This window comes from Micromonospora sp. NPDC005254, from assembly GCF_042872525.1.
In the GTDB taxonomy this organism is placed as follows: Bacteria; Actinomycetota; Actinomycetes; order Mycobacteriales; family Micromonosporaceae; genus Micromonospora.
Map to the genome: position 1 here is coordinate 1 of NZ_JBIAKM010000007.1, position 24,979 is coordinate 24,979.

30 protein-coding genes and 1 pseudogene (1 of these 31 cut by a window edge) are annotated in these 24,979 nt (G+C 70.9%); 15 read left to right on the top strand and 16 right to left on the bottom strand.

The annotated features are described in order from the left end of the window. Positions 1 to 543: 543 nt before the first annotated feature. Complete coding sequence (locus tag ACFYPR_RS21340; RefSeq protein WP_387261892.1) at positions 544 to 771, bottom strand: NUDIX domain-containing protein; 228 nt, start codon at positions 769 to 771, stop codon at positions 544 to 546. Positions 772 to 837: 66 nt separating this feature from the next. Here ACFYPR_RS21340 and ACFYPR_RS21345 point away from each other — a divergent pair, with 66 nt between their 5' ends. Then, complete coding sequence (locus tag ACFYPR_RS21345) at positions 838 to 1,392, top strand: HDIG domain-containing metalloprotein (RefSeq protein WP_387261895.1); 555 nt, start codon at positions 838 to 840, stop codon at positions 1,390 to 1,392. Here the strand turns inward: ACFYPR_RS21345 and ACFYPR_RS21350 are convergent. Then, positions 1,380 to 1,850: an NUDIX hydrolase gene (locus ACFYPR_RS21350; RefSeq protein ID WP_387261897.1), complete on the bottom strand. Its 471-nt coding sequence runs from the start codon at positions 1,848 to 1,850 to the stop codon at positions 1,380 to 1,382. The genes ACFYPR_RS21345 and ACFYPR_RS21350 overlap by 13 nt on opposite strands. Positions 1,851 to 1,862: 12 nt before the next feature. Continuing rightward, the gene (locus ACFYPR_RS21355; protein ID WP_387261900.1) at positions 1,863 to 2,612 is read right to left on the bottom strand and encodes a helix-turn-helix domain-containing protein; all 750 of its coding nucleotides are present in this window, start codon (positions 2,610 to 2,612) and stop codon (positions 1,863 to 1,865) included. A 194-nt stretch (positions 2,613 to 2,806) separates the two neighbouring features. Here ACFYPR_RS21355 and ACFYPR_RS21360 point away from each other — a divergent pair, with 194 nt between their 5' ends. Continuing rightward, a complete protein-coding gene (locus ACFYPR_RS21360; RefSeq protein ID WP_387261903.1) occupies positions 2,807 to 2,968 on the top strand; it encodes a hypothetical protein in 162 nt (53 codons plus the stop codon). A gap of 19 nt (positions 2,969 to 2,987) precedes the next feature. Then, positions 2,988 to 4,205, top strand: a complete 1,218-nt coding sequence (locus ACFYPR_RS21365; RefSeq protein WP_387262444.1) for a helix-turn-helix domain-containing protein — start codon at positions 2,988 to 2,990, stop codon at positions 4,203 to 4,205. A gap of 133 nt (positions 4,206 to 4,338) precedes the next feature. On the opposite strand, the gene ACFYPR_RS21370 is transcribed toward ACFYPR_RS21365, so the two are convergent. Further along, the gene (locus ACFYPR_RS21370; protein WP_387261906.1) at positions 4,339 to 5,370 is read right to left on the bottom strand and encodes an NAD(P)-dependent alcohol dehydrogenase; all 1,032 of its coding nucleotides are present in this window, start codon (positions 5,368 to 5,370) and stop codon (positions 4,339 to 4,341) included. Positions 5,371 to 5,375: 5 nt separating this feature from the next. Beyond that, on the bottom strand, positions 5,376 to 5,798 hold the full coding sequence (locus ACFYPR_RS21375) for a hypothetical protein (protein WP_387261909.1): 423 nt from the start codon (positions 5,796 to 5,798) through the stop codon (positions 5,376 to 5,378). A 115-nt stretch (positions 5,799 to 5,913) separates the two neighbouring features. Between ACFYPR_RS21375 and ACFYPR_RS21380 the strand changes: the two genes are divergently transcribed. From ACFYPR_RS21380 to ACFYPR_RS21395, 4 genes and pseudogenes are all read left to right on the top strand, one after another. After that, a complete protein-coding gene (locus ACFYPR_RS21380) occupies positions 5,914 to 6,717 on the top strand; it encodes a helix-turn-helix domain-containing protein (RefSeq protein WP_387262447.1) in 804 nt (267 codons plus the stop codon). Positions 6,718 to 6,816: 99 nt separating this feature from the next. Continuing rightward, positions 6,817 to 7,110, top strand: a pseudogene (locus ACFYPR_RS21385) (DUF1330 domain-containing protein). 401 nt (positions 7,111 to 7,511) lie between these two features. Continuing rightward, complete coding sequence (locus tag ACFYPR_RS21390) at positions 7,512 to 7,676, top strand: hypothetical protein (protein ID WP_387261910.1); 165 nt, start codon at positions 7,512 to 7,514, stop codon at positions 7,674 to 7,676. Positions 7,677 to 7,838: 162 nt separating this feature from the next. Then, positions 7,839 to 8,066 (top strand): hypothetical protein, encoded by a 228-nt coding sequence (locus ACFYPR_RS21395; RefSeq protein WP_387261912.1) that lies wholly within the window; start codon positions 7,839 to 7,841, stop codon positions 8,064 to 8,066. Here the strand turns inward: ACFYPR_RS21395 and ACFYPR_RS21400 are convergent. The 3 genes from ACFYPR_RS21400 to ACFYPR_RS21410 all read right to left on the bottom strand — a co-directional run bounded on the left by ACFYPR_RS21400 (position 8,056) and on the right by ACFYPR_RS21410 (position 9,579). Beyond that, a complete protein-coding gene (locus ACFYPR_RS21400) occupies positions 8,056 to 8,922 on the bottom strand; it encodes a metallophosphoesterase family protein (RefSeq protein WP_387261915.1) in 867 nt (288 codons plus the stop codon). The genes ACFYPR_RS21395 and ACFYPR_RS21400 overlap by 11 nt on opposite strands. Before the next feature lie 67 nt (positions 8,923 to 8,989). Then, positions 8,990 to 9,274 carry a hypothetical protein gene (locus tag ACFYPR_RS21405; RefSeq protein WP_387261918.1) on the bottom strand — a complete coding sequence of 95 codons (285 nt, stop codon included), beginning with the start codon at positions 9,272 to 9,274 and terminating at the stop codon, positions 8,990 to 8,992. Beyond that, entirely contained in the window at positions 9,268 to 9,579 is a 312-nt protein-coding gene (locus tag ACFYPR_RS21410; RefSeq protein WP_354860551.1) for a hypothetical protein, read from the bottom strand. Before ACFYPR_RS21410 ends, ACFYPR_RS21405 begins: the two co-directional genes overlap by 7 nt. Positions 9,580 to 9,768: 189 nt before the next feature. On the opposite strand from ACFYPR_RS21410, the gene ACFYPR_RS21415 reads away from it, so the two are divergent. Next, entirely contained in the window at positions 9,769 to 10,620 is an 852-nt protein-coding gene (locus ACFYPR_RS21415) for an alpha/beta hydrolase (protein WP_354860549.1), read from the top strand. A gap of 84 nt (positions 10,621 to 10,704) precedes the next feature. Here the strand turns inward: ACFYPR_RS21415 and ACFYPR_RS21420 are convergent, their stop codons facing one another. The 6 genes from ACFYPR_RS21420 to ACFYPR_RS21445 are packed head-to-tail and all read right to left on the bottom strand — an operon-like array spanning position 10,705 to position 16,324. After that, a complete protein-coding gene (locus ACFYPR_RS21420) occupies positions 10,705 to 11,721 on the bottom strand; it encodes a methyltransferase (RefSeq protein WP_354860548.1) in 1,017 nt (338 codons plus the stop codon). Positions 11,722 to 11,764: 43 nt separating this feature from the next. Further along, the gene (locus ACFYPR_RS21425; RefSeq protein WP_387261922.1) at positions 11,765 to 12,394 is read right to left on the bottom strand and encodes a hypothetical protein; all 630 of its coding nucleotides are present in this window, start codon (positions 12,392 to 12,394) and stop codon (positions 11,765 to 11,767) included. Next, positions 12,391 to 13,797, bottom strand: a complete 1,407-nt coding sequence (locus ACFYPR_RS21430) for a selenium-binding family protein (RefSeq protein WP_387261924.1) — start codon at positions 13,795 to 13,797, stop codon at positions 12,391 to 12,393. Before ACFYPR_RS21430 ends, ACFYPR_RS21425 begins: the two co-directional genes overlap by 4 nt. Positions 13,798 to 13,812: 15 nt before the next feature. After that, positions 13,813 to 14,544: an ABC transporter ATP-binding protein gene (locus tag ACFYPR_RS21435; protein ID WP_387261926.1), complete on the bottom strand. Its 732-nt coding sequence runs from the start codon at positions 14,542 to 14,544 to the stop codon at positions 13,813 to 13,815. After that, on the bottom strand, positions 14,517 to 15,350 hold the full coding sequence (locus tag ACFYPR_RS21440; RefSeq protein WP_387261927.1) for an ABC transporter permease: 834 nt from the start codon (positions 15,348 to 15,350) through the stop codon (positions 14,517 to 14,519). The genes ACFYPR_RS21435 and ACFYPR_RS21440 overlap by 28 nt, the downstream gene beginning before the upstream one ends. Further along, positions 15,347 to 16,324 carry an aliphatic sulfonate ABC transporter substrate-binding protein gene (locus tag ACFYPR_RS21445; protein WP_387261930.1) on the bottom strand — a complete coding sequence of 326 codons (978 nt, stop codon included), beginning with the start codon at positions 16,322 to 16,324 and terminating at the stop codon, positions 15,347 to 15,349. The genes ACFYPR_RS21440 and ACFYPR_RS21445 overlap by 4 nt, the downstream gene beginning before the upstream one ends. Positions 16,325 to 16,515: 191 nt before the next feature. Here ACFYPR_RS21445 and ACFYPR_RS21450 point away from each other — a divergent pair, with 191 nt between their 5' ends. Together ACFYPR_RS21450 and ACFYPR_RS21455 are read left to right on the top strand one after the other, a co-directional pair. Beyond that, complete coding sequence (locus ACFYPR_RS21450; protein ID WP_387261933.1) at positions 16,516 to 17,703, top strand: LLM class flavin-dependent oxidoreductase; 1,188 nt, start codon at positions 16,516 to 16,518, stop codon at positions 17,701 to 17,703. Between the two features lie 95 nt (positions 17,704 to 17,798). Continuing rightward, the gene (locus ACFYPR_RS21455) at positions 17,799 to 19,253 is read left to right on the top strand and encodes a hypothetical protein (RefSeq protein WP_387261936.1); all 1,455 of its coding nucleotides are present in this window, start codon (positions 17,799 to 17,801) and stop codon (positions 19,251 to 19,253) included. Between the two features lie 35 nt (positions 19,254 to 19,288). Here the strand turns inward: ACFYPR_RS21455 and ACFYPR_RS21460 are convergent, their stop codons facing one another. Both ACFYPR_RS21460 and ACFYPR_RS21465 read right to left on the bottom strand, forming a co-directional pair. Then, the gene (locus tag ACFYPR_RS21460) at positions 19,289 to 19,693 is read right to left on the bottom strand and encodes a hypothetical protein (RefSeq protein WP_354860535.1); all 405 of its coding nucleotides are present in this window, start codon (positions 19,691 to 19,693) and stop codon (positions 19,289 to 19,291) included. A 65-nt stretch (positions 19,694 to 19,758) separates the two neighbouring features. After that, complete coding sequence (locus ACFYPR_RS21465) at positions 19,759 to 20,571, bottom strand: hypothetical protein (RefSeq protein ID WP_354860533.1); 813 nt, start codon at positions 20,569 to 20,571, stop codon at positions 19,759 to 19,761. A 421-nt stretch (positions 20,572 to 20,992) separates the two neighbouring features. Here ACFYPR_RS21465 and ACFYPR_RS21470 point away from each other — a divergent pair, with 421 nt between their 5' ends. The 5 genes in view from ACFYPR_RS21470 to ureG are tightly spaced (each overlapping or abutting the next) and all read left to right on the top strand, a layout consistent with a single transcriptional unit that may run on beyond the window. Continuing rightward, complete coding sequence (locus ACFYPR_RS21470; protein ID WP_354860532.1) at positions 20,993 to 21,295, top strand: urease subunit gamma; 303 nt, start codon at positions 20,993 to 20,995, stop codon at positions 21,293 to 21,295. Then, positions 21,292 to 21,672, top strand: a complete 381-nt coding sequence (locus ACFYPR_RS21475) for an urease subunit beta (RefSeq protein WP_387261939.1) — start codon at positions 21,292 to 21,294, stop codon at positions 21,670 to 21,672. Before ACFYPR_RS21470 ends, ACFYPR_RS21475 begins: the two co-directional genes overlap by 4 nt. Continuing rightward, positions 21,669 to 23,372 (top strand): urease subunit alpha, encoded by a 1,704-nt coding sequence (locus ACFYPR_RS21480; protein WP_387261942.1) that lies wholly within the window; start codon positions 21,669 to 21,671, stop codon positions 23,370 to 23,372. Before ACFYPR_RS21475 ends, ACFYPR_RS21480 begins: the two co-directional genes overlap by 4 nt. Continuing rightward, positions 23,372 to 24,208 carry an urease accessory protein UreF gene (locus ACFYPR_RS21485; protein WP_387261945.1) on the top strand — a complete coding sequence of 279 codons (837 nt, stop codon included), beginning with the start codon at positions 23,372 to 23,374 and terminating at the stop codon, positions 24,206 to 24,208. The genes ACFYPR_RS21480 and ACFYPR_RS21485 overlap by 1 nt, the downstream gene beginning before the upstream one ends. After that, positions 24,198 to 24,979 carry the 5' portion of an urease accessory protein UreG gene (gene ureG, locus ACFYPR_RS21490; RefSeq protein ID WP_387261947.1) on the top strand. It continues 106 nt past the right edge of the window, so 782 of the gene's 888 nt are visible here — the first part of the coding sequence; its start codon is at positions 24,198 to 24,200; its stop codon lies off the right edge, out of view. The genes ACFYPR_RS21485 and ureG overlap by 11 nt, the downstream gene beginning before the upstream one ends.

A 24,979-nucleotide genomic window follows, 5' to 3' on the forward strand; every position in this document is an offset into this window, starting at 1 on the left:
TCGAATCCACCGGTTCGCACCTCCTACCAGCGGCCCAGGCAGCCTGACTAAGATCAACACATCGACCCTGTCCGTCGAAACGGGTCAAGCCCAGTTGCTCATCAACCGGCCGTCGCAGAGCGAGGAGCGGGGGTACGCGTCGGATTACGTTCGCTGTCGATCGGCATCGAGCCTCAGTTGGTTCGTTATGGATCAACGTCAGATCATGTGTGACACCTCCGGCTAGATGATCATGGGGTGCTCACCCGTTCCGTGACCGAGGCCCTGCTCTGTGTTCCGCTCCAAAAACGGAGGACGGCGGCACGACCGAGCCGCCAGCAAGATGAAGGGGAGCGTGTAGGTCATAGGCGCTCATCGCCGCACGAACCCGTGTGGCGACCCTGTCCGGAAGATGCTGCTCGGCCTGTCGGGGCGCGAAGAAGGCAGCGTCCTCCAACTCCTGTCCCGCTAGGACGAGACCGTCGAGGTTGGGGATAGATCCGGAGTCGAACGTGAAGCTGACGATCGCTCGTGGCCGCTGCCCGGAGGGCGGCGCCCAGTCGACTACGAGAAAATCACCCACCACCACCGAATCCCCAGTTCCTCTCGGATCTCGCGGGCGCAGGCGTCGTGCGGGTACTCGCCCTCGTCGACGTAGCCGCCGGGGAAGGCCCAGTGGTCACGGTAGGTGGGCTTGACGAGTAGCACGTTGCCGGCCGGGTCGGTGATGAACGCCGCCGCGGCGGCGGCGGCGTAGAAGGATGCCAGGCTGGCGTACCAGGTGGCGGGCACCCGTCCAGGTCACCTCCGTGACGCTAGCGGACGGGTAGAGGTCGGCCAGGGTTCTAGACTTCCTGCGTGAGTCCGTTCTCGCGGTTAGCAGAGACAACATCGCAGCGTCATCTGCAAGATGCCCTACCCCGTCGCTGGCTTCATGTGAAGGCAGTGGCGGCGAAGGCGGAAGGGCTTGCGCGCCTGGTCGGAGATGATGCGGAGTTGCTAACGACGGCTGCTTGGCTGCACGACATCGGGTATGCCCCCGACGTCGCCGACACGGGTTTCCACGCGCTTGACGGTGCGCGATGGCTTCGGAGTCATGGCTTCGGAGACCGTGTCGCTGCTCTGGTCGCCCACCACTCCTGCGCTGTCTACGAAGCAGACGAGCGCGGTCTGGGACAGGCTCTAGCCAATGAGTTCCCGCGCGAAGAGACGGCGACCTCGGACGCTCTCTGGTACGCGGACATGACGACTGGCCCGGACGGCCAGGATCTCACCGTCGATGAGAGGCTGGCGGAGATTCGGCAGCGCTACGGGCCGGACGATGTCGTGACGTGGTTCTGGCAGAAAGCCGAGCCGATGCTTCGAGACGCCGTACGCAGGACCCAGCGTCGCCTGTCGGCTCAGCCGATGTAGGGGACCGGAAGCCGCTGGAATCCGTGGTCGACCCTGAGCCGCATCGAAGGGTGCATCGAAAGCCGGTCCAGTTGGTCGCGGGCCACCCACACCACGGACGAGGACTCATCGCTGGTCGTCGGGCCGCCGGAGAGGTACTGGGCGCGGAAGCAGATCGAGAACTGCTGCCGTACCTCGCCGTCGCTGTACTCCACTAGGTGCCTGGGGTCGGAGTAGATCCCGACGATCTCGGCCACTTCAACCTCGATACCGGTCTCCTCGCGCGTCTCCCGCACGGCTGTCTCGGCAATGTACTCGCCGAAGTCCTGAGCACCGCCCGGCAGTGCCCAGAGGCCGTTGTCGGTCCGCTGGATGAGCAGCACCCGGCCCTGTCCGTCCTGAACGAAGACGGTCACTGCTACGACGATCCTGTTCGGCTTGGGAGCGTTGGGATTGTCGAAGTGCTCGATCCGCGCCATGCCTCCACCCTGTCAGTGTTCAGGCCACACAGCCCGCTTCTGCCCGAGTACCCGGTTGAAGCTCGCTACGTAGCTGTCGAAAAGGTCCCCGCCGCCAAGACGCCGCAGGTGCAGCACCGGTGAGTACGCGGCTGGTGTGCCGTAGAGATGCGTGTTGACCAGCATCTCGTCGTCGAAGCGGTAGATCGAGTTGTAGAGGATGGTGTCGTGGAAGTAGATCCCGACGTTGTCCAAAGCCCGAAGCTCCTTGTAGAAGGACAACGCGTTCAGGATCTTGTTGGACATGGCTGCCCCGATGCCCTCGGCGTCTCCACGCTCGGCGATGTGCACGCCCTCCGGGTCGCCGAACAGCAGCTCCACCTGCGCTCCTGCCAACGCCTTCTCGCGCAGGGTCGCGATCCATCGGTGGTTGAACTCGGGCAGGAACAGTCCCCCGTAGACCAGGACGCCAACCTGCCGGGTGGCCTGCTCCAGAAGGCGCTGCCAGAGGTCGGTGGGAACGGCTCCGCGACGTGGATAGATGTGGACCAGTTCTGACTGGCTGATCTGCACGGCTCGCTGCGTCGGTAGCGCGCCCGGCCAGAGATACGACTCACTCTCGCCGAGTAGTTCGGCGATGGAGTGGCGATAGCGCGGATAAGGGATGCGAGCCTGGGTCACCCACCGCTCGACGGTCTTCGGGTCGACACCGACCCTCTCGGCCAGCGCCGATGCCGTCAGGCCCTGCTTGAGCATCCCGTTGCGAAGACGATCGTTCGGCATCGCGTCTCCTGCTCACTGGGCTTGGGGACGGCATCGGGGACGACTCACCCTAACAAGGACGTCCCCACTCGTCCGTGACTCGCGGTGAAGTCGTCATCACGAATTCGCAGAGCCTGAACTCACAACACATGCCATCCAGATAGGACGCGACGAGCCAACGTGACCGCCGCGCCGATGGCCTGATGGAGGTGGCTATGCGAGGCGACGAGCCCATGAGCAAGGGTCAACAGGCTGAGTCGGCCGAGCGGGAGGCTGCCAAGCAGCGCATTCTGGCTCAGGCCGAGGCGGAGCGCGTACCCGTCGACGACACGACCCGCGCGGTCCCGGACCGGCGGTGGCGGCGTGAGCAGCGATGACCTCCCCATCGGCCGACGTGTGGCCGGTTGGCGGGTGCGGCGTTCGATGACGCAGCAGATGCTTGCCGATCGCCTACGCAGGTCCAAAAGCTGGGTCGACAAGATCGAGCGCGGCGTCCGCCCCCTCGATCGGTACTCGGTGATCCAAGAGCTCTCCCGCGTCCTGCGGGTTGGTCCAGAGGTGCTGCTCGGCCAGCCGCCCAGCACCCCGACGAGCACCCCGACCGGAGTGGACGACATCCGGGCCGCGCTCGCCCGCTACGACACCCCGCCGACCCCACCACACATGCACGAGCTGAGGCGGCAGGTCGGGCATGCCTGGTTGACCTACCAGCACGCGCACTACCCGCAGTTGGTGCGGGTGGTGCCGAACCTGCTCGACGCCGCCCAGGGCGCGCGGTCGCCGGACCTGCTGGCGCAGGCGTACCGGATCACCGCTTTGCTGCTGGTCAAGCTCGACGAGGCCGACCTCGCCTGGCTGGCCGCCGACCGGGCGATGGGCGCTGCCCAAGACGACCCAGTCCTCGCGGCGACAGCAGCAGTCGCGGTGGCCCAGGCGCTGCGCGCGTCGGGCCGGGACCGCCTGGCCCTGTCGGCGACCCTCACGGCCGCCAACCGAACTCTTCCATCGGCGCTCCACCTCGGTGATCAAGAGGTTTGCGGGACATTTGGAGATCAAAGTCGACGCAAACCTCTTGATCACCGGGGCGAGAGCGAGGGCGGGGGAGAGCGCCGGGGCGACCGTCGAGCGTGGGCGGTGGGTGGGACGCTGCTGGTCCAGGCCGCGCTCGCTGCCGCCGGCTGCGGCGAGCACCGCCGCGCCACCGAGCTGATCGACCGGGCCGCGGGTCTTGCTGCCGATCTGAGGGGGTACGACGACCCGGGCGGCACCAGCTTCGGGACGGTCACCGTGGAGATGGCGCGAGTGCTCCTCGCAGCGCAACGGGGTGACACCGACGGCGCACTGACACGGCATGTGAGCGTCGTTCGGCGGGAGGTGTGGCGGCGGCTGCCGGCCGAGTATCGGGGTGCCTACCTGCTCGACGCCGCTCGGATCCACCTGCACGCCGGTGACTCGCGCGGGGCGGCGCGGGCGTTGGTTGACGCGGACAGTGTCGCGCCGGCTGAGGTTCGGGGGCGGCCACTGGCGCGTACTCTCATCGCCGATGTTGCCCGTGCCAAGCCGGCGCCGGCCGGCGTGGCGCGACTGGCGACGCTTGTTGGGCTTACCCGGTGATGGACGTGCGTCGGCGGACGGCGTCGGCGGGGTTGATGGTGCGCACCGGGTTCGGGACCGGGCCACGTCGCACGCCGACCGGCGGCCGCCACCCACCCCACGAGCGTGGCGGGTTTCGCCGCCACACACGCGGTTATCGGATTTTGACGATGACCTTTCCGAACGGGTCTGCCGACTCGTAGTACCGGAACGCTGCGCCGGCTTCCTCGAACGGGAAGGCTCGGTCGGTGACAGGTCGAAGCTGGTGCGCGGTGATGATCTCGTTCAGCTTGGTGAACTGGGCGTGACTTCCGACTGCCAACGCCCGAACCGTCGCGGCGACACCGAACAGCAGGCGAGGGTCGAGGGGTGGCCAGTCACCGGAGAGGGACCCTACGAACGCGACGTGCCCGTTGATGGCAAGCGACTTCAGCGACTGCTCCAGTGCTCCGGCAGTGTCGACGACCCGGTCGACCCCTCGCCCGTCGGTGATGTCGCGGACCGCGTTGTGCCAGTCGGGAACGGCGCGATAGTTGACGACCTCGTCAGCGCCCAGGTCACGAAGGCGCTGCTCCTTTTCTGCCTGGCCGGTCGTGGCGATCACTTTCGCGCCGAGAAGCTTGGCCAGTTGTAGCGCGAACAGTGATACGCCGCCCGAACCGGTGGTGAGCACCGTGTGCCCGGGCTGGGTCCCAGGACCGTCCCCGGTCAACGCGTTCCACGCGGTGACGGCAGCGCACGGCAGCGTCGCGGCTTCGGCGTAGGAGAGGTGTTCGGGGACCGGGACGAGGGCTTGCTCCGGAAGGACGGCTAGTTCGGTGAGCATGCCGTCGAGGGAGCCTCCCAATTGGGGCAGGTATGACGGTATCAGGGGGCCGTCCAGCCATTGCGGGAACAGCGCGGCGGTGACCCGGTCACCCGGTCGTACCCGCTGGACACCTGGCCCCACGGCGATGACCTGCCCGGCGCCGTCGCTGACGGGGATGACGTCCGGTTTGACCGGCAGCACGTACTGCCCCCGCAGCACCAGCAGTTCGCGGTAGCTGAGCGAGACGGCGTGGACCGCGACCGCGACCTCGCCGGTACCTGGCGTGCGCGCTTGGTGGGTGCGCAGCTTCAGGCCGTCGATGCCCTCACCGCTGTTGACGTGGTAGCTGCGCACGGACGGGGGCAGCGTCGCAGTCATCGCGGTCAGCCCTCGATGAACTGGTAGTCGCTGACGATGCGCCCGTCCGCGCCGAGCACGAGGATCTCCAGCCCGACACCGGCCACGTCGCCACCGTCGCGAGGCACCATCTCCCAGCGAAACTTGACCACGTCGTGGAGCCGCTCGGCATCCCCGCGGGAGCAGAACACGAAGGTGCCTGGTGCGATGAACTCCTCGTACGCGCGCGTCACCCGCACCTCCAGCTCGTCATGCCCGCGCGCCTCCAAGACGAGACGGTCGAACCCCAGGCCCTCGGCGGCCTGTCGCATTTCCTGAGGCGGCTGCAGGACATGGACCCCATCGGTGGACCAGAGCTCGCGAACGGCGGCGCGGCGACGTTCCGGGTCGGGTTCGCTCCACACCGCGACGTAGCGGTCGGTGAGGTTCTTCAGGTCGACGTCAGCCATAGTGATCCTTCGGTCGTGGATGATCGTTGCGACCACGACTGTTCTGCGCCGGACGTGCCGCGACAATTCCCCGGGGGGAATCGCCAGCCGGCGCGGCACCCGGTACACAGGAAAAATGATCACCGAATCCGTGAGTGGCGGACTCCCGGGTGCCTTGCGCACATGGCGCACCCGACGACGCGTCAGCCAACTCGAACTGGCGGTGCGGGCCGGCACCACGCAACGGCATGTCAGCTTCATCGAAAGCGGACGCTCAACCCCCGGCCGGGCGATGATCATACGGCTGGCCGAATCGCTGGAGGTGCCGATCCGCGAACGCAACGAACTGCTCCTCGCCGCCGGATTCGCGCCTGCGTACCCGCAGCGCAAACTGGACGACCCTCAACTGGCACCGGTCCGCACCGCCCTCGAACGTGTCCTGCACGGCCACCTGCCGTACCCGGCCGTGATCGTCGACCGGCACGGCGACCTCATCTCCGCCAACGCGGGCTTTGAGATGATCACCCGCGGAGTGGACCCACACCTGCTCATCCCACCCGTGAGCGTCCCCCGAGTCCTGCTGCACCCCTGCGGTCTCGCACCCCGCATCGTCAACCTCGACGAATGGGCCTGGCACATCATCGACAGCGTCCAGGCCGAAAGCGTCCGCAACCCGAGCGACCGGCTCCAACGCCTCGCCGAGGAACTCGTCGACCTAGCGCCCCCGCGGCCACGGCAACTCCCGCCACACCACCTCGGGTTCGCCGTACCACTGCACCTGCGCACGAGCGGCCCGGATATCCGGGAGCTGCGGCTCATCACCACGCTCACCCATTTCGGCACCGCCACCGACGTCACCATCGCCGAGCTCCGGCTGGAAGCATTCCTCCCAGCCGACGAAGCCACCAGCGCGGCACTGGCCGAACTCGTCAGGTGGTGACCACCATGGCTGTCGTCGTCGCCGGCAGCGCGCTCACCGTGCTGCCGCTGCCGCTGCCGTTCGCGTGGCTGATGCACTCATCCCAACACTGGAGGTTCCATGCCCAAGGGCTACTGGGTCAGCGTCTACCGCACCAATTCAGACCCTGAGAAGCTGGCTGCCTACAACAAGCTGGCCGGTCCGGCCGTCAAGGCCGGGGGCGGTCGGACCCTCGTCCGTGGCGGTCGGGTCGTGGCGCATGACGCCGGAATCGCCGAGCGCACCGTCCTGGTCGAGTTCGACAGCTTCGAGCAGGCCGTCGCGGTGCACGAGAGTGCGGCCTACCAGTAGGCGCTTGTCGCCCTCTCCGACGGCGTCGAGCGCGACTTCCGCATCGTCGAAGGCCTCGACTGACCGAGGTCCAGTCGGAACTTCACTGTTCTGTACCTGCCGACGTCGAAGGCAGGTACGGAACACTTCTGTTTCCCTGTCGAGTCCCAGCGTGTCGGGTCGGCGGTCCGGCCGATCGGCTAATGCCGGCGGGTTCTCGCGTCAGGCACCACCCGCTCTGATCAGATCTCCGAGTTGGTCAGCGGCAGGCGAGCGGGCCGGTGCGCCGTGTGGGGTTACGCCGTCTGCTGCCGAAGCCTCACGTCATCAGCGCCACCACCAGCTCGTGATGGGCTCGTTTCTCGACACGGAGCCTAGGAGGCCGTGCGTTCTATCTCGCCGCTGGCGGGAGTGCGCCCTGGTGAGATCTTGGACAGTTTCCGTTCAGGACGAACGGAAACTGTCCAAGATCTCGCTTCTGCTTCATGAACGGAGTGCAGTTGAACAGCCAAGCCGCCAGTAAGGTCGACGAGGCCGATCTCGCCCGGCTGGCCGTCGCCCGGGCGATCGGCGCTGCCGGCGACGACCCGCTGCTCGCGGCGACGGCGAGCAATCGCTGTGGGTTAGGCGCTGCGCGCGTCGGGCCCTGACAGCTGGCCCTTTCGGCGACCCTGACAGCCGCCCACCGTGTCCCCCGACCGGCATCCCTCGTGAGTGATCATGAGGTTGGCGAGACTCGCGGAGATCAAACTGCCGGCAAACCACATGATCACGAGGGCGAGGCCGAGGGCTAGGGCGAGGGCTGGCGGCGGTTGCCGGCCGAGTATCGGGGCGCCTACCTGCTCGACGTCGCACGGGCGTACCTCCACACCGGTGACCTGCGCGGGGCGGCACGCGCCCTGGTCGACGCGGACAGTGTCGCGCCGGCTGAGGTTCGGTGGCGGCCGTTGGCGCGTACTCTCATCGCCGATGTCGCTCGGGCGCAGCCGGCGCCGGCCGGCGTGGCGCGACTGGCGACGTTGGTTGGCCTCACCCGCTGACGGACTCGCGCCGGCGCACGTCGTCGGCGGGGTTGATGGTGCGGACCGGGTCGGGGACCGGGCCGCGTCGCCGCCACTCGCGCGGGTAGCCCAGCGAGACCTCCTCGAACCGCACGCCGTCGTAGAAGGTAGTCCGCGGGATGTGCAGGTGCCCGTAGACCATCGTGGACGCGCCGAAGCGCAGGTGCCAGTCGCGGGTGCGGACGGTGCCGCACCATTGGGCGAACTCCGGGAACCACAGGACGTCGGTGGGTTCGCGCACCAGCGGGTAGTGGTTGACCAGCACGGTCGGCAGGTCCGGGTCGCGCTCGGTGAGGCGGCGCTCGGTCTCGGTGACGCGGGCGTCGCACCAGGCCTCGCGGCTCGGGTACGGGTCGGGGTGCAGCAGCGCCTCGTCCGTGCAGACCACGCCGGCCGCGTAGGCCAGGTCGAGGGACTCCTGTTTGGTACGGGCCTGGGGCACCCGGAACGTGTAGTCGTAGAGCACGAATAGCGGGGCGATGGTGGCGGGCCCGCCGTCGCCGTTCCACACCGGGTAGGGGTCTTCGGGCGTGACGACTCCCAGCCGTCGGCACAGCTCGACCAGCTCGCGGTAGCGGGTCTCGCCGCGCAGGTGCACTGGGTCGCCGGGTGGCGTCCACAGCTCGTGGTTGCCGGGCGCCCAGACCACCGTGGCGAACCGGCTGCTCAGCAGGCCGAGAGCCCACTCGATGTCGGCGAACCGCTCGGCCACGTCACCGGCGACGAGCAGCCAGTCTCCCGGGTGGTCCGGCCGTAGCTCCTGGACGAACGCGCGGTTCTCCGCATAGCTGATGTGCAGGTCGCTGACGGCTCGCAGCCGGGGCGAAGGGCTCACCGTTCGAGGCTAGGCCGCCGCGGCCGGATCGGGGCACTCCGATCCGGTCGCGTCGCCGGCCGACCGCTCAGCAGAACCAGCCGTCCTGCACCCAGCCGCGCCGGTTGATGTACCCGTAGGCGAAGCCGTAGACGTAGCCGCCGCTGCGGGGACCTTCGACCAGGAACGTCTGACCCTGGTAGAGGGTGCCCATCCAGGCGCCGTTGGGCTGCGTGCGGACGAACAGGTCGCTCGCGCACACCGTCTCCCGCTGACCGATCGTGCCGTTGGCGGCCTGCGCCGGGGCCGGCGCGGCGAGGGTCGCGGCGACGATCCCGGCCAGCAGGCCAGCTATCACCCGGGTCCTCACCATGAGTCGTACCCGCCGATGCACTCGGCGCGCAGGTAACCCCAGTCGTTCGGGCCGAAGTCGAAGGAGGCCGCCCACCCGTTGTAGACCGGATGCGCGCCCGGGGTGTGGCCGATCTTGTTTCCGTAGCCGAGCGTGCGCTTCAGGCCGGTGGGGCCGCCGGCGGAGTCGTAGTTGGCGTAGAAGCTGGCGCTCTGGCAGACCACGATGGCGTGCCGTGGCACCACCGGGTCGGCCTGGGCCGGCGTGGCGCCCAGGGCGGCCACGGCCGCTCCGACGGCCAGCGCCGCGAGATTTCTTCGAAGCATGCCCACCTCCCGTACGCCGAAACTTTCCTACCGGCGACCCTACCGAAGAGGTTGATAAATGTCGATGCCGGGCTCGGTCGCCCGGAGCCGCGGGCGGCTGACCTGGGCGACGACGGTCGGCCGCATATCCGGCGACTCGACGGGAAAGCGCGGGGCGTCCGACAGCCCAAACCGGAGCAGGAGAAAAACATGCCTTTCGTTACCGTGGGGACGGAAAACTCCGCACCCATCGACCTGTACTACGAGGACCACGGATCCGGTCAGCCCGTGGTGCTGATCCACGGCTTCCCGTTCAACGGGGCAACGTGGGAGAAGGAGACCAGCGCGCTGCTCAACGCCGGATACCGGACGATCACTTACGATCGACGCGGTTACGGCAACTCGGCGCAGGCGGCCTTCGGCTACGACTACAACACGTTCGCCGCGGACCTCGACGTGCTGATGACCGAGTTGGACCTGCGCGACGTCACCCTGGTGGGTCACTCGATGGGCACCGGTGAGGTCGTCCGCTACCTGGGCAACTACGGCTCCCAGCGGGTCAGCAAGGCCGTGCTGCTGAGCCCGCTGCAGCCGATGTTGGCCAAGGCCGACGACAACCCGGAGGGCGTCGACCGGAACCTCTTCAAGGGTTTCCAGGACGCCATCATGAAGGACCGCTTCGCCTACCTGACGTCGTTCTGCGACGCGTTCTTCAACCCGGACCAGAACATGGGCAAGCGGGTCAGCGAGGAGGCGTACCGGGCGCACTGGCAGATCGGCGCGATGGCCTCCGGCAAGGCCACCCACGACAGTGTGAACGCCTGGCAGGAGGACTTCCGACAGGACCTACCGAAGATCGATATTCCGGTGTTGATAGTGCAGGGTGACCAGGACCGGGTGCTGCCCTACCCGGTGACCGGCCAGCGGCTCGGCCCGATGATGCCGACCGGCACGCTCGTCACGCTCCAGGGCGCGCCGCACGGCATCCCGTGGACGCACGCCGACGAGGTCAACAAGGCGATCATGGACTTCATGAAGCAGCCCGCCATGGCTAACGCCTGACCCGTACCGGTAGCCGATCGGACACCAGCGTCACGATGACGCTGCGGCACCCGACCCTCTCCGGGGTCGGGTGCCGTCGGCTGTTCAGGGCCGGCGGGCCACGACCGCGCCGTTGGCGCCGGGAGCGTCGAACGGCACGGTACGGACGTCGACGAACCCGGCGTCGCTGAGCCACGCGCCGTACTCGGCGGCCGAGTAGTTCCGGCCGCCCTCGGTCTCGACCAACATGTTCATGCCCATCAGAGCCGCCTCCGGTGGCCCGGTGCGCTCGTCGTTGAGCAGCAGCTCGCAGACGACGATGGCGCCGCCGGGCGGCAGCGCCGCGTGACAGCGGGCCAGCAGCGCCCGGTTCGTCGGCTCGTCCCAGTCATGCAGGATCATGCTGAGCAGGATGACGTCGTGCCCACCCGGCAACGCGGGATCGGCGAGGAAGTCGCCGGGCACCGCGTCGATCCGACCGGTCAGACCGGCCTCCGCTATCCGCTCCCGCGCCCGTACGCAGACGTGCGGCAGGTCCAGGACGGTCGCCCGCAGCTCGGGCAGGCGGCGGCAGAACTCGATCGGGAACGCGCCGGCCCCGCCGCCCACGTCGAGCAGTCGACGGTACGCGGAGAAGTCGTACGCGTCGGCCAGCGCGGTCGCCGTGAAGCTCGACGTCGAATACATCGCGTCCCAGAACTGCGCCAGCATCTCCGGGTCGGCGGTGTCGAACATGGACTGTTGAGACTCGGGGTCCCAGGTCAACGGTCGATCGGTGCGCAGCGCCTCGCCGATGCGGTGCCACGGCAGGTAGGTGCGCAGGTCGGAGTAGCGGATCTGGGCGCCGAAATAGTAGGGGCGGCCCTCGACCAGGAACTGCTCGGCCAACTCGGAGTTGCGGTAGCCGTCGCCGGCCTTCTCCAACAGGCCGAGCGAGGCGCACGCGGCGAGCAGCAGGTCCGCCGGCCGGTCCGGCAGCCCGAACTCGGCCGCGGCCTGCTCGACGGTCATCGTCCGCCCACCGGCGAGCCGGGTGAACAGACCGAGGTCGACGCCGGCCGCGAGGGTCTTGAACCCCCACACACCGGCCACCAGCTGCATGAGGGGAGTCGGAGTGACCATGGCGACATGAGATCACAGATCCCGACCGTCCACGGTGGGCGGTCTACGCCCGCAGCAGGGTGACCAGCCCGGCGGCCACCAGCACGCCGGCCCAGAGCCGATCGACGTTGAACCACGCCCGACGCAGCACCCCGACCCCGAGCACCTGGTAGACCAGCATCGCCACGACCAGGGCGGTGCCGAGCATCGCCACGGTGTGCACGCCCGCCGCGGCCAACCCGGGCAGCGCACCGACCGGCGCGGCGGCCAGGTGCCCGGAGTGACCTCCGGGCACCGGCTCGGCGACCAGCACCGGCAGCAGCATCAGCCCCGCGCCGTGCGCCGACGACATGAGGAACGACCACCCGGCGAGCTGTGCCGCGGACAGCCGCATCCCCGCCCAGCGAAAGTGCCGCTCGGAAAGTAGCCGCCACAACCCGAAGCCGACCAGCAGCAGGCCGCCGACCACCGCCAGGGCCGTGCTCGCCGTCACCGACCTGGTCGCGGTGACCAGGGCGGCGACGATCGCCACCGAGGCGAGATGCCCCGCCGCGATCGGCGGCAGGGCGCGCAGCAGCGCCGCCCGGCTGCGCTCCTGCAGGCCCCGGGCCACCGCGAACAGCCACCCCATCGCCGGGTTCAGACCGTGGAACGCGCCGAGCGCCGCCAGCGTCGCCAGGGTCCCGAGGGTCACGGGAAGCAGTACGAGTCGGAGGACGCGTCCCCGCCCTGCAACCGGGTCTGGTGCACCCGCAGCCCTCGGAACTCCTCGCCGTGCGGGAAGAACCGCTCGTCGGGTGTGAGCCCGCCGCCCTCGACGTCGACGTCGAGCTTGGCCAGCCAGGCGCCCACCCCGTCGGGATAGAACTGGTCGTCCCACGCGCCGTAGAGCGAGTTGCTGACGTACACCCGCCGCCCGTCCCGGCTCACCTCCACCATCTGCGGCCCACCGGCCAACGCCTCGTCCGGTGCGGACGGGTGCGCGGTCCGGCGGACGATCCCGCCGAGGTGCACCGAGCCCGTCTGCACCGGGTGCAGCGGGTCGGTGACGTCGTACTGGCGCAGCTCACCCGTGCCCCAGCAGGAGACGTAGAGGAACCGGTCGTCCACCGACAGGTCGATGTCGGTCACCAGCGGCGGCACCGCGCCGAACGGCTTGAGCAGGTCGGGCAGATCCGCCGGGTCGGCCGGCTCGGCCGGGATGTCGATCACCTTGGTGACCGCCCAGGAGTCCCCGTCGCGGTGCCACAGCCAGACCGAGGCGGACAGGTCCTCGACGCTGATCACCACCCCGACGAAGCCGTACGACTTCGTCGGATCGTGCGCCGGGCGCAGCTCCAGCGGCATCTGGTACTGATCACCCAGGTCGACCCGCTGCACGTGCCGGCGTTTCGCGAGGTCCCAGAAGTGGATGGCATGGCCGTAGCGCCGGCCCAGCAGCAGCTCACCGATGATCCCGTCCTCGATCATGGACGGGGTGCCCCACTCGCTGGTGACGAGCACGTCCTGGGTGAGGTGCCACCACACGTCGTACGCCAGGAACTGCGGCCCCCGGTCGGCCTCCCACGCCCCGCGGACGTCGAACGTGGTGTGGTCCAGGATGGCGATGCCACCCGGACCCTCCGCGCCGTCCGCGCCGCCGAGAGCCGAGAGGTAGATGCCGTCCGGGCCGCAGTGCACGGTGTGCGGCCGGGAGTAGCCGGCCCGCTTCGCCAGCTCCTCCGGCCCGATCACCTTGACGACCTGCGGCTGGCGCGGGTCGGGCTGCGTGTCGAGAACGTGGATCCGCGACGAGCGCAGGCCGGGCACGATCAGGTAGCGCCGCTCGACGTGCGGGTGCGGGGCGGTCGGGCAGAGCGCGCTGCTGCACGCGTTCCACCCGAAGTGGTGCACCTCGTCGCCGACGTACGGCAGGTCGGTCCAGCCGACGACCCGGCCGTAGTCGGGGGAGTCGGGATCGGTGTCCAGCACCGCGATGGCGTCCGGGCGGCTGGCCGTACGGTCGAAGGCCGCCACGTAGGCGAGCTTCTCCGCCGGAGCGGTCGCCGCCTCGCGGGGTGACGGGTAGAAGGTGGGGTCGGGGGTCCAGCGGGTCATCGGGTCTCCGCTTCCTCAGGTGGTGGGAACGCCGAGTCGGTCGAGCAGGTGGCGGCGCAGCGCGCCGAAGCCCGGGTCGTCCGGCGTACGGGTGGGTGTCAGGTCGACGGGCAACTCCGCGGCGATGCGGCAGCCGTCGAGGAGCAGGATCCGGTCGGCCAGCAGGAGCGCCTCCTCCACGTCGTGGGTGACCAGTAGGGCGGCGAAGCCGTGCTCGGCGCGCAGCCGGCGCAGCAGCATCTGCATCCGCAGCCGGGTGAGCGCGTCGAGGGCCCCGAACGGTTCGTCGAGTAGCAGCAGGTCCGGTTCGCGGACCAGGGCGCGCGCGACGGCCACCCGCTGCGCCTGCCCGCCGGACAGCTCGGCTGGCCAGGCCCGGTGCCGCTCGGCCAGCCCGACCTCGGTCAACGCCCGATCGATCCGACCGGCGGTGTCCGGGCCGGACAGGCCGAGCCCGACGTTGGCCGCCACCCGCTTCCAGGGCAGCAGCCGGTGTTCCTGGAAGACCACGGCGGCGGTGCCGTGTACGACGGTGTCGCCGCTGGCGTCGCCGTCCAGGCCGGCGAGGATGCGCAGGAGGGTGCTCTTGCCCGAGCCGCTGCCGCCGAGCAGGGCCACCACCTCGCCCCGCGCGATGGTCAGGTCGACCCCGGCCAGCACGACCGTCGGCCCGAAGGACCGGCGGATCGCGTGGGCGGTCAGCACCGGGGTCGCGCCGATCAGGTGGCCCGCAGTCCGCGTCGCCATGTCAACATCCTCCTCTCCGCAACGCGCAGGGCAAGGTCGGATATCAGCCCGAGCAGCGCGTAGACGAGCAGGCCGAGGACCACGACGTCGGTCTGGCTGAACTCCCGCGCCTCCATCATCAGGAAGCCGATGCCGGTCTGGGCGTTGACCTGCTCGCCGACGACGAGGCTGAGCCAGGCCGCCCCGATCGCGAGGCGCAGGCCGAGAAAGAGCGACGGCAGCGCGCCGGGCAGCACCACGTGGCGCAGCCGGGCGGCCTGCCCGAGCCCGCAGGCGCGGGCCGCCTCCACCAACCGATCGTCGATGTCCCGGATGCCGGCGTAGGTGTTGAAGTAGATGGGGAAGAACGCGCCCAGGGCCACCAGGCTGATCTTCAGTGACTCACCGATGCCGACCCAGATGATCAGCAGCGGCACGAGGCCCAGGTGCGGCAGCATCCGGGCCATCTGCACCGGCGGGTCGACCAGGTCGTCGCCGAGTCGCAGCAGCCCGGCCACCGTGCCCAGGACCAGCGCCAGGACGCCGCCGATGAGCAGCCCCGCTCCGGCCCGGGTGAGGGAGTCCACGAGGTGGACGGCGAGCGTTCCGTCGCGGGACAGTCGCCAGCCGGTGGCCAGCACGTCGCTCGGCGCGGGCAGCTTCTCCGGCGCCAGCACCCCGGTCCGGGCGGCCAGTTCCCAGCCCAGCACCAGCACGAGCGGGCTGACCAGCCGCCGCCACCGCCGGGTCGACCGGGGGCGCCGGGGGTCGGGCGGCGCGACGGCCGCGGCCTCGGGCGGCGTTTCCAGCAGAGGTGTACGGCTCACTGGAACACCGCGCTGAAGCGGTCGTCCAGCCGGCTCCTGATGTCGACCGGGCCCGGTATGAGGTCCAGCGCGATGAAGCTGTCGGTGATCGCCTGGAGTTCGTCGCCGATGGCCGGGGTGATCGGGGCGAGCGGCTTGGCGCTGCGGTCCAGGGCGCGGCTGGTGACGTCCTGCGGGATCTTCAGCTCCGGCGCCAGCGTGCTGGCCCGCTCCTGCGGGTTCGCGATGCCCCAGTCGGTCACCTCGCGGTAGCGCTGCAGGAACGCCCGGATGTCGTCCGAGCGCTGGGCGACCGCGTCGGGGGCGGCCAGCACGTACTCGCGGTTGCTCGCCAGGCCGGTCGCGTCGGCGAGCACCCGGACGCCCGGCTGCTCGGCCAGCGCGAAGTACGGGTCCCAGATCACCCAGGCGTCGACCTGCCCGCTGTCGAACGCGGGCCGCCCCTCGGCCGGCTTGAGGTACGTGACCTTGATGTCGTTCAACGTCATCTTGTTGGCCTGCAGCAGCCGGACCAGCAGCCAGTGCACGTTGGAGCCCTTGTTGAGGGCGATCGTCCTGCCCTTGAGGTCGGCGAAGCTGCGGTAGCCGCTGTCGGCCTTGACCAGCACCGCCTCGCCCTGCGGGATCGGCGCCGAGGTGCCGATGATGGAGAACGGGATCTTTCCGGCGGCGGCGAAGACGGGTGGCGCCTCGCCGACCTGTCCGATGTCGATCGAGCCGGCCTTGAGCGCCTCGGTGAGCGCCGGCCCGCTCTCGAACAGCGACCACTCGACGCCCGGGGTGCCACCGCGGGCCTTGACCAGGCTGAGCCCTCCGAAGCGCTGGTAGCCGACCCGTAGCTTGCCCGCGTCGCCTCCGGCGTCGGCGGGCCCGCCGCAGGCGCTCACGCCGGCCGTGGCGAGCAGGACCACGGCGGTGAACGCGGCCGTCAGCAGACGGCGACGCGGGGGATGACTCGTCGAGGGGGTGCGCATGGCGGCTCCTTGGGTCGGGCAGGTGTGCCGGGCCGCATCGACCGGCGTGGGTGACCGTGGGCGGTAGCCTACTAACCCGATAGGTTTTATGGGTAGGCTGTCGGCGGGATCGTCCCACCCCTCAGGAGGTGCCGCCTCACCGCGCGCGCCGCCCGCACCCGCTCCGCCGCGCACTGGAGGAAAGAGCCCCGATGACCCTCACCTTCCACTGGTTCCTGCCCACCAACGGCGACAGTCGCGACATCGTCGGCGGCGGCCACGGCGTACCGACCGGAGCCGCCGGTGGCGCCCGCCCGGCCAGCGTGGCGTACCTCGGGCAGATCGCCCGCAGCGCCGAGCAGCTCGGCTTCGTCGGCGCGCTCACCCCGACCGGCGCGTGGTGCGAGGACGCCTGGCTGTCCACGGCGATGCTCACCGAGGTCACCGAACGCCTCAGGTTCCTGGTGGCCTTCCGGCCCGGCCTGACCTCACCCACCCTCGCCGCCCAGATGGCCTCGACGTTCCAGCGGCTGTCCCGGGGCCGCCTGCTGCTCAACGTGGTCACCGGCGGCGAGTCGCAGGAGCAGCGGGCGTACGGCGACTTCCTGGACAAGGACGCCCGGTACGCGCGGGCCGACGAGTTCCTGCACGTCGTCCGCGCGTTGTGGCGGGGTGAGACGGTCGACCACCACGGCACGCACCTGCGCGTCGAGCAGGCGCGGCTGCACCGGCTGCCCGACCCGGCGCCGCCGGTCTACTTCGGTGGCTCGTCCGCCGCCGCCCTGCCGGTGGCGGTACGCCACAGCGACGTCTACCTCACCTGGGGCGAGCCGCCGGCCCAGGTCGCCGACAAACTGGGCCGGGTGCGGGCGCTGGCCGCCGACGCCGGCCGGAAGCTGCGGTTCGGCATCCGGCTGCACGTCATCGCCCGGGACACCGCCGACGAGGCGTGGGCACAGGCCCGCCGCCTGCTCAACGGCATCGCCGAGGCCGACATCCGGGCCGTGCAGGACGGGCTGCGCCGCAGCGAGTCCGAGGGGCAGCGCCGGATGCTCGACCTGCACGGCGGCTCCCGCGACAGCCTGGAGGTCTCACCCAACCTGTGGGCCGGCGTCGGACTGGTCCGGGGCGGGGCGGGCACGGCGCTCGTCGGCAGCCACAGCGAGATCGCCGACCGGATCGCCGAGTACCACGCGCTCGGCATCGACGAGTTCATCCTCTCCGGCTATCCGCACCTGGAGGAGGCGTACTGGTTCGGCGAGGGCGTCCTGCCGATCCTGCGCGAGCGCGGACTGTGGCGGCACCCCGACGGCCAGCCGGGTCCGGCGGACGCCGTCGACATCCCCTTCGCCGGGACGTCGACACCCCGCCCGGCGCCGGAGCCCGCGGCGGCCCGCTGACCGGCCAACCCGCGGTTGTGGGCGCCCCGGCGGGCATCGTCGGCTTGTCGTGGCGTGCTAAGACGGAGGCACATCCGCGACCTGGTGGTGATCGCGTGGACGAATGGGCAGCCGACGCGCCCGCACCTGTAGACCCGCCGCTGCCGCGACGCGCGCGGTCGCGGCTGGCGGACGTGTTCGACGACGACCTGGTCGAGGTCGCGGACGAACGCCCGCCGTATCAACGTCGGTGGTCTGAACCACCCGCTGATGAGGACCTACTGTTCGGTGACGAAGAGCCTGACAGCACGCGGGCCGACGTCGATTGGTCGGACGCCGGCAACCCGGTCGACGCGGTAGATGTCGCCGACAAGCCGGATGCGGTGCCGTGGTGGGTCACCCGAGGGGAACAAATCAGCGCGACGACGCTGTCCAACCACAAGAGGGAGCGTGGGCACAGGCTGCACGGTTTTGCCGTCGGCTACGACACATTCTGGGATCACGTCGACGATGATCCAGTGTCGGTGGTCCCCACGGTACGAGCCGCCGAGCTCGCACTGGCCTGGCGGCACTGCGCGCTGCGCTCACTGTGGACGCCAGGACTGCTACCGCTCCTGTTCGGCGCGGTGGTGGCCGCCGTCGCGGCGTTCGGCATCGTCGGTGGGCCATTGGCTCACCGGCTGGTGGCCTTCGCCACGAGCCTGCTGTTCGGGTTCATCGTCGCGCTGGTCGTCTCGCGCCTCGCCATCCAGTGTCGCGGCGTGGCCGTCGTCGGCGGCGCCGTGGCCGCGGCGTGCGTCGCGGTGTCGACCGTCCCGACGATCCACGGGACTCGCTGGTACGACGTCCTGGTAGGGCTCGCGTTCGCGGGTGCTGGGCTGCTCTTCGTCGCGCTGTGGCCGATCGTGCGGGAGTGGCGCATCGAGCGGGACCACTGGACCCTTCCCGACGTGGCCCTGATCGCCGCTCTCCTGGAGTTTGCCGACTGGGTCGAGTTGAATCCGGCAACAGAGGACCGGCGTCGTGCCGTGGAGGCCCTGGACCGCGCCGCCACCACGTTCGAGTTCGCGTGGCACCGCGTCAACCGGACGGGTGTCGACGTCACCGACCGGCAGTTGCGTGCCTGGGCCGGCCGGATCCGCGCCGAGACCCGGGAGCTGCAACGGTGGTGCGCGTTCGGCGCTCCATCGAAGGTCTACCTGCTCCTGCGCACCTACCTGCTCATCCAGGCGATCGTCAACCGCTACTCCCTCGACGACCACGAGGAGAGCTGGGTACGGCACGGGAGCTGGCGTCGGCCACCGACGTCGGCGATCGCCCGGCTGTGGGTACGCGGCAGGCGGTCCGCTCGGTACGTGCGCCAGTGCCTGCTCGCCGCCGTCATCGCCAGCGTCGCCCTGCTGCTGCTCGCGGTCACGGTGTGGAGCGCCGTGCCGACCTTCGTCGGCGTGCACATCTCCCGTGACCTCGGCTCGGCGCTGAACTTCGACCCGACGATGCGGGTGTTCGTCGCCACGATCAGCGTGTCGTTGTTCGCGGTGGCCGGGCGCGCGTTCACCCACCGGCACTGAACCGACGAGTCGGTGCGTGGTCGACAGGACACGTCCTAGTCGGAACGGCCGGCCCGACCACGGGCGACCCGGCGTGCGGCGAGGCTCACCGCCGTACTGCCCACCGCCATCCCGACCAGCACCAGGACCGCCCCGACGACCCACAGTCCGCTGTCGTCGCGCGACGCGGCCTGGCGTGACCAGGCAGCGGTGAAGGCGACAGTCATCACGGGGGCCACCAGCCACGGGCTGAGTCGCCACGCGGCCAGGGCGGCCAGCAGCACGAGCGTCAGCACGCAGCCGATCACCTGCCACGGCTCGTACGGGCCGCTGGTCGCGCCGGTCCGCGCGTCGACCGTGTAACCGGTGTCCCAGCCCAGCCAGAGCAGCCACACCCCGACCGTGGCCACCGCCAGGAACAGCGCACCGAACAGTGCGTGCGTACGCCTCATCGCCGTCATCGGGCGATCATCTCCCGCAATGACTCGCGCGGGAATGAGTACGCGTACCTGTCGACAGCCCGGCGTCAGGCCCCCGTGGCGTCCCACACCACGACGTGGACGACGAACGCCTGATCCGCCCGGGTGGTGGTGATGGTGGCGAACCCCAACCGCCCCTCGGAGGTACGGAAACAGAAGTCGGCGCCGTCCGTGAACGAGTCCCGCGCCGACCCGGTGGCCGACGCGACGCAGCCCGCGTACGCCTGGGCGGGGTTGCCGCCGGAGTACGGGTACACGTTCGGCGCGTTGGCGACCTGGATGTTGTCCGAGCGCACCTGCCCCCAGTCGTGGTACAGGTCCAGCCCATCGGTCGCACCGTTCGAGTGGTGCGCGACGACCTGCTGATCGGGCTGGTCGACGTCGACCGCGGCGGCGCGGGGCAGCACGACGTTTCGGTCCACGAGGGTGCGGGGCGCGTCCGGGTCCGTCGCCGTCGTACCCCCGGTGGTCGGGGTGGCCTGCCCCGCGGACGGCGTGGCGGGGTCGGTGGCCGGCGGGGGCGCGGCGGCCGACGTCCCCGTCGGGGAGCCGGCGGTGGGCGGCGACGTCGACTGGCGGTTGAGCTGGGTCGCCACGACACCGCCGAGCAGCAGGCAGCCCAGCGCCAGCAGAGCGACCGCGAGACGGGTCCGCCGATACCACAGCCAGAACCCGGCGAGCAGCAGGACCGCGGTGAGGGTGAGGACGAACAGCAGCACGTCCCGGCGCAGCACGCTCTCCACCGCGGTCACCACACCGAGGACGTTGGCCGCCACGCCGATCACGGCGAGCGTCCGGATCCGGTGATCGCCGCTGCCGCTGCCACTCGTTGCGGACGGCGTGGCCGACTCTCCCAACACGTGCCTCCACTGTGGACGTCGCGCGACTGCGCGGGAGCGGGCGGGACGACGGGACGGACCCGCCCTGTCATGATCCCATCGACGCGCTCGTGCGCCAGGCGCCGCACACCGCGAGCATGTGCGGGGGGCGAGTCGGCTATCCGACGGGCCGCGGCGTCACCGCTGATCCCGAACGGACTGTTGCCCCTGCCGGTGACAATCCTCTACGGTCTGCTCAAGCGGTGGGCGGTGCGGTCCGCATCCGACCGGACACCGCCGGATGCCCGTCGCGCGGGCCGGGATGGTGGAGTCCGGGCCACCCCGTCGACGGTGGTTCCGGCGGTCGTGTGACTCCAGCTCGTCCCCGGGTGACTGCTGCCCGGCGCGGCTCCGTACGGGGCCGACGGCGAGCCGGACACGCCGATCCCCACCGGAGAGTCCCGTGTTCCTCAGCCCGCACGAGCAGGACCGCCTGCTCGTCCACGTCGCGGCCGATGTCGCCCGCCGCCGCCGCGAACGCGGCCTGCGCCTCAACTACCCCGAAGCCGTCGCGATGATCACCGCCTTTCTGCTCGAAGGCGCCCGCGACGGTCGGTCGGTGGTCGACCTCATGTCGGCCGGTCGGAGCGTGCTCGGCCGCGACGACGTCCAGGACGGCATCCCCGAGCTGCTGAGGGAGGTGCAGGTGGAGGCGACGTTCCCGGACGGCACCAAGCTCGTGACGGTGCACCACCCGATCCCGTGATCCCGGGGGAGATCCTGCCGGCGGCCGACCCGGTCGAGATCAACGCGGGCCGGCCGGTGACCACCCTGGTCGTGGTCAACACCGCCGACCGGCCGGTGCAGGTGGGCTCGCACTACCACTTCGCCGAGACCAACCCGGCCCTGACCTTCGACCGGGTCGCGGCCTGGGGGCAGCGCCTTGCCGTACCGGCGGGCACCTCGGTCCGTTTCGAGCCGGGCGTGAGCCGCAGCGTGGACCTGGTCCCGCTCGGCGGCGCGCGCGTCGTGCCGGGCCTGCGCGGGGAGTGCGCCGGGCCGCTGGACGACGCGTCCCCGCCCGCGCCGACGACAGACGCGCCGACGAGCGAGGCGCCGACGAGCGACGGGCCGGCGCGATGAGCGCCGTGCGGCGGGACCGCTACATCGACCTGTACGGGCCCACCACCGGTGACCGCATCCGGCTGGCCGACACGAGCCTGCTGATCGAGGTGGAGACCGACCACTGCGTCGGCGGCGACGAGGCCGTCTTCGGCGGTGGGAAGGTGATCCGCGAGTCGATGGGGCAGTCGCGGGCCACCCGCGCCGAAGGAGCCCTCGACACCGTCATCACCGGCGCCGTCGTGCTCGACCACTGGGGTGTGGTCAAGGCCGACGTGGGGCTGCGCGACGGGCGGATCGTCGCCCTCGGCCGGGCCGGCAACCCGGACACCATGTCCGGCGTCCACCCCGACCTGGTCATCGGCCCGGCCACCGAGGTGATCGCCGGCAACGGCCGGATCCTCACCGCCGGCGCCGTCGACACCCACGTGCACTTCATCTGCCCGCAGATCGTCACCGAGGCGCTCGCCAGCGGCGTCACCACGCTCGTCGGCGGCGGCACGGGCCCCGCCGAGGGCACCCGGGCCACGACGGTCACGCCCAACGCCTGGCACCTGGCCCGGATGCACGAGGCGCTGGACACGCTGCCGGTCAACGTGCTGCTGCTCGGCAAGGGCAACACCGTCTCGCAAGAGGCGCTGTGGGAGCAGCTTCGGGCCGGCGCGGGCGGTTTCAAGCTGCACGAGGACTGGGGCACCACCCCGGCGGCGATCGACGCCTGCCTGCGGGTGGCGGACGCCTCCGGGGTCCAGGTGTCGATCCACACCGACACCCTCAACGAGGCCGGATTCGTGGCCGACACGCTGCGCGCGATCGGCGGGCGGGCGATCCACTCGTACCACACCGAGGGAGCGGGAGGCGGGCACGCGCCGGACATCATCACGGTCGCCAGCGAGCCGAACGTGCTGCCGTCGTCGACCAACCCGACCCGCCCGTACACCCGCAACACCCTCGCCGAGCACCTGGACATGCTGATGGTCTGCCACCATCTCAACCCGTCCGTGCCGGAGGACCTGGCCTTCGCCGAGAGCCGGATCCGACCGTCCACCATGGCCGCCGAGGACCTGCTGCACGACCTCGGCGCGATCTCCATCATCGGCTCCGACGCGCAGGCGATGGGCCGGGTGGGTGAGGTGATCCTGCGGACCTGGCAGAGCGCCCACGTCATGAAGGAGCGGGTGGGCACGCTGCCGGGCGACGGCGCGGCCGACAACCACCGCGCGCGACGGTACGTGGCGAAGTACACCATCTGCGCGGCGATGGCCAACGGGCTGGAACGGGAGATCGGCTCGGTCGAGCCGGGCAAGCTCGCCGACCTGGTGCTCTGGGACCCGGCGTTCTTCGGCGTACGACCGCACCTCGTGCTCAAGGGCGGCATGATCGCGTACGCCCAGATGGGTGACGCCAACGCGTCGATCCCCACCCCGCAGCCGATGCTGCCGCGCCCGATGTTCGGGGCGTACGGGGCCGCGGCGGCCGCCACCAGTCTGACGTTCGTCGCGCCGGCGGCCCTGGACGCCGGACTGCGCCTGGACGTGCGGCGGCGGGTCGTGCCGGTCGCCGACGTGCGGTCCCGGGGCAAGGCCGACCTGCCGGAGAACAACGCGATGCCGCACATCGAGGTGGACCCGGACACCTTCACCGTGCGGATCGACGGTGAGGTGGTGGAGCCGGACCCGGTGCCTTACCTGCCGATGGCCCAGCGGTACTTCCTGTTCTGATGGCGACGTCGAGCCTGCTCCTGCTGCTGGCCGACGGGCGCTTCCCGGCCGGCGCGCACGCGCACTCCGGCGGCCTGGAGGCGGCCGTCGCCGCCGGCCGGGTCAGCGACCTGGCCTCGTTGGAGTCGTTCCTGGTCGGCCGGCTGACCACCGCCGGGCTGGTCGGCGCGGCGTTCGCGGCGGCGGCACACCGGGTGGCGCTGCCCGCCTGCGGCACCGCAACCGAACCAGCCCGGGCCACCGCACGGCCGGTCGGACGCGGCCATCCCGCCGGGCGGTCGGGTGCGCCGGCCGATTCCGCGGACCGGTCGCGTGCGCCGGCCGATTCCGCCGTGCGGTCGCGTGCGCCGGCCGATTCGGCCGCGCGGTCGGACGCCCTGGCCCGGCTCGACGCGGAGCTGGACGCCCGGACCGCCGCCCCGGCGCTGCGCGCGGTGTCCCGCCGCCAGGGACGGGCGCTGCTGCGCGCCGGACGGGCCATCTGGCCGCAGGCGCCGTTCGGTGACCTGCCCGCCACACCCGGGGGAGCGCACCAGCCGCTGGTGCTCGGGCTGCTCTGCGCCGCCGCCGGATTGAGCCGCACCGAGACCGCAACGGTCGCCGCGTACGGGACGGTGACCGGTGCGGCCAGTGCCGGCGTACGTCTGCTCGGCCTCGACCCGTACCAGGTCCAGGCCCTGCTGGTCGGCCTCGTCGACCTCTGCGACGGCACCGCCGCCGACGCGGCCCGTGCCGCCGACGATCCACCGGAGCGGCTGCCGGCCGCCGCCGCCCCGCTCGCCGACATCTCTGCCGAAGTCCACGCCACCTGGGAGGTGCGTCTCTTTGCGTCCTGACGCTGTTGAGCCGACCGATGTATCCGCCGCTGCACCCGCTGCCGGGCCGCCGCACGACGAGACCGTTCCGCACACCCATCCCGAACCGGGGGTGGACCCGCACCCGCAGCTGGCACCCTCGGGCCGAGCGCTGCGGGTCGGCATCGGCGGGCCGGTCGGGTCCGGTAAGACCGCGCTGGTGGCCGCCCTGTGCCGGGCGTTCGCCGACGAGTTGCGGCTCGGCGTGGTGACCAACGACATCTACACCACCGAGGACGCCGACTTCCTCAAGCGGGCCGGCGTCCTGGACCCGGCCCGGATCCGCGCCGTGGAGACCGGCTGCTGCCCCCACACCGCCATCCGCGACGACATCGGCGCCAACCTCGACGCCGTGGACGAACTGGCCGAGGCGCTCGGTCCGCTGGACCTGGTGCTGGTGGAGAGCGGCGGCGACAACCTCACCGCCACGTTCAGCCGGGGCCTGGTCGACCGGCAGATCTTCGTGGTCGACGTGGCAGGCGGGGACAAGGTGCCGCGCAAGGGCGGGCCCGGGGTCACGTCCGCTGACCTCCTCGTGATCAACAAGACCGACCTGGCGCCCATGGTGGGCGCCGACCTCGCGGTGATGGACCGGGACGCGCGGGCCCGGCGCGGCGACCTCCCGACCCTCTTCCTGTCGATCGTCGGGGGGCCCCCCCCCGGGGGGGGGGGCCCCCGGGTCCCCCCCCCCGTGGGCCCCCCCCCCCCCCCCCCCCCCCCCCCCCCCCCCCCCCCCCCCCCCCCCCCCCCACG